General features: G+C 62.9%; 6 protein-coding genes, 1 tRNA gene and 1 pseudogene. 6 read left to right on the top strand and 2 right to left on the bottom strand.

Annotated features, from left to right (window positions below):
* The 3 genes and pseudogenes from JHC57_RS20420 to JHC57_RS20410 form a co-directional block, all read left to right on the top strand.
* Nucleotides 1–450 (top strand): annotated as a pseudogene (locus JHC57_RS20420) (cytochrome b); the annotation flags it as partial.
* Nucleotides 451–481: 31 nt separating this feature from the next.
* Complete coding sequence (locus JHC57_RS20415) at nt 482–1,294, top strand: cytochrome c1 (protein WP_294032427.1); 813 nt, start codon at nt 482–484, stop codon at nt 1,292–1,294.
* Between the two features lie 28 nt (nt 1,295–1,322).
* A complete protein-coding gene (locus JHC57_RS20410; RefSeq protein ID WP_294032426.1) occupies nt 1,323–1,877 on the top strand; it encodes an adenine phosphoribosyltransferase in 555 nt (184 codons plus the stop codon).
* Here JHC57_RS20410 and JHC57_RS20405 read toward each other — a convergent pair.
* Together JHC57_RS20405 and JHC57_RS20400 are read right to left on the bottom strand one after the other, a co-directional pair.
* Complete coding sequence (locus tag JHC57_RS20405; protein ID WP_294032425.1) at nt 1,874–2,254, bottom strand: RidA family protein; 381 nt, start codon at nt 2,252–2,254, stop codon at nt 1,874–1,876. The genes JHC57_RS20410 and JHC57_RS20405 overlap by 4 nt on opposite strands.
* Nucleotides 2,255–2,356: 102 nt before the next feature.
* Nucleotides 2,357–3,139 carry a DUF1134 domain-containing protein gene (locus JHC57_RS20400; protein ID WP_294032424.1) on the bottom strand — a complete coding sequence of 261 codons (783 nt, stop codon included), beginning with the start codon at nt 3,137–3,139 and terminating at the stop codon, nt 2,357–2,359.
* Between the two features lie 245 nt (nt 3,140–3,384).
* Between JHC57_RS20400 and JHC57_RS20395 the strand changes: the two genes are divergently transcribed.
* The 3 genes from JHC57_RS20395 (at nt 3,385) to JHC57_RS20385 (ending at nt 6,148) form a co-directional block, all read left to right on the top strand.
* Nucleotides 3,385–3,477 (top strand) — tRNA-Ser (locus JHC57_RS20395).
* Nucleotides 3,478–3,622: 145 nt separating this feature from the next.
* On the top strand, nt 3,623–4,768 hold the full coding sequence (locus tag JHC57_RS20390) for a site-specific integrase (protein WP_294032423.1): 1,146 nt from the start codon (nt 3,623–3,625) through the stop codon (nt 4,766–4,768).
* A 216-nt stretch (nt 4,769–4,984) separates the two neighbouring features.
* Nucleotides 4,985–6,148, top strand: a complete 1,164-nt coding sequence (locus JHC57_RS20385; protein WP_294032422.1) for an MFS transporter — start codon at nt 4,985–4,987, stop codon at nt 6,146–6,148.
* Nucleotides 6,149–6,159 lie beyond the last annotated feature (11 nt).

Below are 6,159 nucleotides of genomic sequence, written 5' to 3'. Positions count from 1 at the left end.
AACTCGCTCTCGACGCCGGCGCATATCGTTCCCGAATGGTATTTCCTGCCCTTCTACGCGATCCTGAAGGCCTTCACCTTCAACTTCCTGTGGATCGACGCGAAGCTGTGGGGCGTCATCGCGATGTTCGCATCGATCGCGCTGCTGTTCTTCCTGCCGTGGCTCGACAGCTCGCCGGTCAAGTCGTCGAACTATCGTCCGCTGTACCGGATCTTCTTCTGGATCCTCGTGGCCGACGTGCTGCTCCTCGGTTTCTGCGGCATGCAGCCGGCCGAACAGCCCTATGTGATCCTCAGCCAGCTGGGCGCGATCTATTATTTCGCCCACTTCCTGGTGATCCTGCCGATCGTGTCGCGGATCGAACGCCCGCTTCCGATGCCGAATTCGATCACCGAAGCGGTCCTCGCCAAACACGCCACCGACGCATCGTCGGCTTCGGCAACGGCCTGAGCGCCGGACTTTAATAGGAGCTGATACAGCCATGGTTCGTCCGCTCGGTTTTCTCGTCGGTCTCGGTTTCATTACCGCGCTGGTGCTCGCGATCCTCACGACGCCGCTCAGCAATGAACCCAATGTCGCGCACGAATTTCACAAGCATCCCAGGCATCTGAAGCTGGCCAGCGACGGCATCCTGCTGCCGCATTGGGACCAAGCGCAGTTGCAGCGCGGGATGCAGGTATACAAGGAAGTCTGCTCGGCCTGTCACAGCCTGCACCATGTCGCGTTCCGCGATATCAAGGACCTCGGTTACACCGACGGGCAGATCAAGACCTTCGCCAAGGGTTTCCAGGTCCCGTCGGTCAATCCCGACACGGGTGAGCCGGCGACGCGCGACGGCCTGCCGTCGGATTATTTCCCGTCGCCCTATGCGAATGAAACGGCCGCCCGCGCCGCGAACAACAACGCGCTGCCGCCCGATCTCTCGCTGATCACCAAGGCGCGCGAAGGCGGCAAGGATTATGTCTATTCGCTGCTGACCGGGTTCCAGAACCCGCCGAAGAACCTGCCCGCCGAACTGAAGCCGGGCACCGGGCTGCACTACAACCCCTATTTCGCGAACCTCAACCTCGCGATGGCGCCGCCGCTGGCACCCAATCAGGTGACCTATGCCGACGGTACCAAGGCGACCGTCGACCAGATGGCCAAGGACGTCACGGCGTTCCTCGTCTGGACCGCCGAGCCGAAGCTGATCAAGCGCATCCAGGTGGGTTATGCAGTCTTCTTCTTCCTGCTGATCTTCACCGTGCTGACCTATCTGTCGTACCGGAACATCTGGGCCGACAAGAAGCATTGAGGAACAGGGGCAGGGCGATTGTGACGACATGATCGCCCTGCCGCCCCAGCCGGACCTCGAGCTCGCGTCGCTCGTCCGCACCATTCCCGACTTTCCGAAGCCGGGCATCCGGTTTCGCGATATCACCACGCTGATCGGCGACGCCGCCGGTTTCGCCGAGAGCGTGCGCCGTCTGAGCGCGCGTGCCGCCGTCCACCGCCCTGACTTCATCGTCGCGGTCGAGGCGCGCGGCTTCCTGTTCGGCGCCGCGATGGCGACCGCGCTCGGGCTCGGCGTCATCCCGGTGGGCAAGGCGGGCAAGCTCCCCGGCGTCACCATCGGCGTCGACTATGAACTCGAATATGGCGTCGACCGGCTCGAACTGCACGAAGGCGCGGTGCTTCCGGGGCACCGCGTCGTGCTGGTCGACGACCTGCTCGCGACCGGGGGCACGATCCTCGCGACCGCCGCGCTGATGCGGAATGCCGGGGCGGAGGTGGCGGCCGCGCTGTTCGTCATCGACCTGCCCGATCTCGGCGGCTCGCAGCGGCTCGCGGCTGCGGGCCTCGCCTGCGAAACGCTGATCGCCTTCGACGGCGACTAGGCGGCGGGAGCGGTCGACTCCAAGGCAACGGCTTCGATCTCGACGCGAAATCCGAAGTGAAGCGGCCCGGTCGGAACGACGCTCCGCGACGGTCGCGTTTCGCCGAAAAACCGGCCATACACCGCGTCGAGTTCGTCCCAGTCGGATATGTCGCTGAGATAGACGGTCGTCTTGATCACCTGCGCCACCCCGGCGCCCGCGTCCTCGAGGACCGCCTTCAGGTTCCGGAGCGTCTGCCCGACCTGCTCGCTGAAAGGGGCCGTCGCGAGCGACGTGTCGCGGCCGGGCAGCAGCGGCAGCTGGCCCGACACGAAAATGAGGCCGCCGCCGATCGTGAAGGGCGAATAATGCGGACCGCTGGCGGGCTGCGATGTCATGTCGTCGATCTCCGGATGATGGGTTTCCCCGATATCACCCGCGCAAAGAAAAAGCCCGCGCCGAAGCGCGGGCTATCGCCCCCGTGGCAAGCGGGTCAGGTCTCAGAAAGGCACCCAGTTCTGCTTTTTGCGGAATTTCATGTAGCCGACATTCGCCCCGAGCCGCGCGCCGACGCCGACGCGGATCGGGATCAGCACGACGTCGCCGCGGCGCAGGTAGCTCGCGTTGAACCCGCCGACGAGATAGGCGGCGCCTTCGCCCGCGGGATAGCGCTTGTAGAGATCCTCGCTGTCGAAGAGGTTGTAGACGAGAACGAAGGTATTGCCCGCGTTCGCGCCCGCATCGAAGCCGACCGAGGGGCCGGTCCAGTAAGCGGGCAGTTCGCCCTCGATCTTGTGGTGCAGCGTCCCCGAGCCATAGCGCACGCCGAGGACGAGCGCGCCGCCGGCCTCGCGTCCGACGATATAGGCGTTGGGCTCGCCCTGTTTCTTGAGAATATCCTCGATCAGGCCGGCGAGGCCCTGCGCACCCTTGCCGAACACGCCTTCGGCCGCGCCGATCAGATCGTCCTTCTTGTAGGTCGATCCGGGCGCCGCTTCGACCGACGTCGCGGAAACGTCGCCGCTGGTCGCGGCGCCGGTCGTGCCGCTGTCGGCGGGCACTTCGCTCGTCTGCTGGTCGCCCGTGGCGAGGTCGCTGTCATAGCTTTCCCCCGGGGGCGTATCGGTCGCCACCGGCGGCGGTGCGGGGTTGTCGAGGTCGGAATCGATCGCGGTGTTGCTGGGGTCGATCTCGCGCATCTGCGCCGCCGCCGGAAGCGGCGCAAGCGCGAGACCGAGCGAGGCTGCGGCCGCCAAGGCAAGGCTGGTGAACGTCTTCCGCATAATTGACCCCCAAATACCGAGCGGCGCACGCGCGCCGAAATCTGCTTTAACCATGACTCGCTTTGACGCCCGGGCAAATGAACCGGCGATGACCCGAGTCGAATTTACGCCAGACCGAATCATCCGGGCGACGAAATGCCCGCAAGGCGCATAAAAATGCACAATCTTTGCCGTTGCGGGGCGCGAAGTGCATGGCTATAGCGACCCGCCTAGGCCAAACCTGCCGTTAGCGCGGCAGACCATGCGGAGACGTGGGTGAGTGGCTGAAACCAACGGTTTGCTAAACCGTCGTACTGGTAAATCCGGTACCGAGGGTTCGAATCCCTCCGTCTCCGCCACCTTCCCATCCCACACGCCTCGAATTGCTCGCTAAAAGTCCAGCATTTCTGCGGCTTTCAGGGGTGTCTCGTATCCCACGGCGTCCCCAGCGATCCACAGCAGACTGTTTGTTTTTGTGGGAACGATTGTGGGAACAATATGCGCATGAAGAAACTGTCGGTGGCAGCCGTGAAATCCGAATCCCGTCCCGGCAAATTTGCCGATGGCGACGGCCTGTATCTGCTCGTCAAACCGAGCGGTGCCAAAAGCTGGATATGCCGGGTCCAGAACAGGGGGCGAAGACGCGATTTCGGACTTGGCAGTGTCTCCATCATTTCACTTTCCTTGGCTCGCGAGCGGGCGCGGGAGGTCCGGTTGCAGATCGAGATGGGGCTCGATCCTGTCTTCGAGCGCAAGCGCGGGCAGGGGATACCGACCTTCCGCGAGGCGACGGCGAAGGTGCTGGTCGCGCAGCGCGACACCTGGCGCAATGCAAAACATGAGGGGCAATGGCAGCAGACGCTCGAAACCTACGCCTTTCCCGATATCGGCAATATCCAGGTCGATCAGATCACGGGTCCGATGATCCGGCGTCTGCTTGCCAAGATATGGCTCGCAAAGCCCGAGACGGCGCGTCGTGTCAGGCAGAGGATAGGGACCGTCCTCGATTGGGCTTATGCGGAAGGGTATCGGCAGAGCGAAGCGCCTATGCGGGCGGTGTCAAAGGGCCTGCCCCGGCAGCCCAAGCGGGACGAGCATTTTGCCGCAATGCCCTACGACAAGGTCGCGGCCTTCATCGTCCGGCTCCGCCAGCGGGAGTCGTTCAGTCGTCTTGCCCTGGAGTTCGTCATCCTGACCGCAGGGCGCTCCGGCGAGGTGCGCGGCGCGACCTTTGATGAGTTCGATCTGACGGGGAAGCTCTGGACGGTTCCCAAGGAGCGAATGAAAGCCCACCGTGAGCATGTCGTTCCGCTTTGCGACCGCGCGGTCGCGATCGTCCGGCGATGCATCGAACTGAAAAGGCTCGGGAGCGATTTGGTCTTCTCGGGTACGAAACGAGGCAATCCGCTTTCGGACATGACGCTGACCAAGCTTCTCAAAGAGATGAAAGAGCCTTACACTGCACATGGCTTCCGCTCGTCGTTTCGCGACTGGGTTAGCGAGGAGACATCGCACCCCGGCGACGTGGCAGAGGCGGCGCTGGCGCACCTCGTGGAGAGCAAGACGGAAGCCGCATATCGCAGAGGAAAGCTGCTCGCGAAGCGGCGCATCATGATGGAGGACTGGGCACGCTACTGCGAGCCCTCCTAGCCGGAAGCTCCCCTTTGGTGACCTCCAACAGGCTGTGTGGCCCATACTCCCGTATATCTAGGGATGTGCCTTGCCGAGGTGCAGTCAATCGCGACTGTGCTCCATCTAACAGACGAGGCCTCACACTATGCGCGATATGGCAAATCCCGTGGCGGCGAACGCGGAAAGGGGCTGCACTCATTCAAGTGAGGCGGTACCCGATATTGAGCTTTTGGCGTGACGGGCCAGCTTGCGTCGATGGACGGGACGGTCCGAGGCGAGGAGCCCACCGCCGAAACCGGGCTCACAATCTTGCAACTCGCGCTCATAGGTCTCGCCTGCGCGGTTTGCGTCGCGAACAACTATTATAGCCAGCCGCTGCTTGCAGACATTGCGAGAGATCTGGGGATGTCAGAAGCGATGTCCGGACTCGCGCCTACCGTGACCCAATTAGGAATCGCTGCGGGCATGCTGCTGTTGCTGCCGCTCGGCGATCGCATTGATAATCGCCGGATCGTGGTGATCCTCCTGCTCCTTCAGGCGACGGCACTTCTCGCGATGTCGCTTACGGACCATGCCGCCTTCTATCTCGGTTCGGCGCTTGCCGCCGGAATGTGCGGTATCGTAACATATCTGCTTCCCGCTTTCGCGACGCGGCTGGTGGAACCAGAACGACGCGGAGCGGTGACCGGTACTCTGGCGATGGGGATCATGATCGGCATCATGCTAGGCCGGTCTGCGGCCGGCATAGCGGGTTATGCTGTCGGATGGCGTACTGTCTATGTGGCCGCCGCGCTCCTTACTCTGTTGATGGGCGTTGCCATGAAGCGCGTTATGCCCCTCACGCCCGGGCTTCGCAGGGAACCTTACGCGCTATTGCTACGGTCGCTTATTGCGCTGGCAAGGGAAATCCCGCTGCTGCGTCGGGCAGCCATGCTGCAGGCTCTGAGTTTTGGCATGTTCAACGCCCTGTGGGTCGGGTTGGCGCTGCGACTTCAAGCGGCGCCATTCAACCTCAACACGCGAGAGATCGGTCTGCTGTCGCTCGTCGCCGTGACCGGAGCTATTGCAGCGCCCTTCCTCGGCAAATTGGCAGACCGTTTCGACACCGCAACCGCCGTTCGTGCCTGTTTCATTCTCATGGCGTTTGGCTGGCTGGCGATGTTGATTTGGCCCACGAGCTATATTGGGGTCGTATCGGCGATGGTTATCATCGGAGTGGCAGCCACCGGCAGTGACATTTCTCTGCGCACCGCCCTGTACGGGCTTGATCCGGCCATCCGGATGCGACTGAACTCGGTTTATTCCACGGCAACCTTCGCAGGGGGGAGTCTCTTCTCGCTCGCAACGCCGCTGATCTGTGAGGATCAGCGTGCAATAGGCACCCCCTTCGTGGGGTGATCGGCGTGCAA

The organism is Sphingopyxis sp. (assembly GCF_016463645.1).
Classification (GTDB): Bacteria; Pseudomonadota; Alphaproteobacteria; order Sphingomonadales; family Sphingomonadaceae; genus Sphingopyxis.
This window is presented reverse-complemented; position numbering and strand designations above follow the sequence as displayed.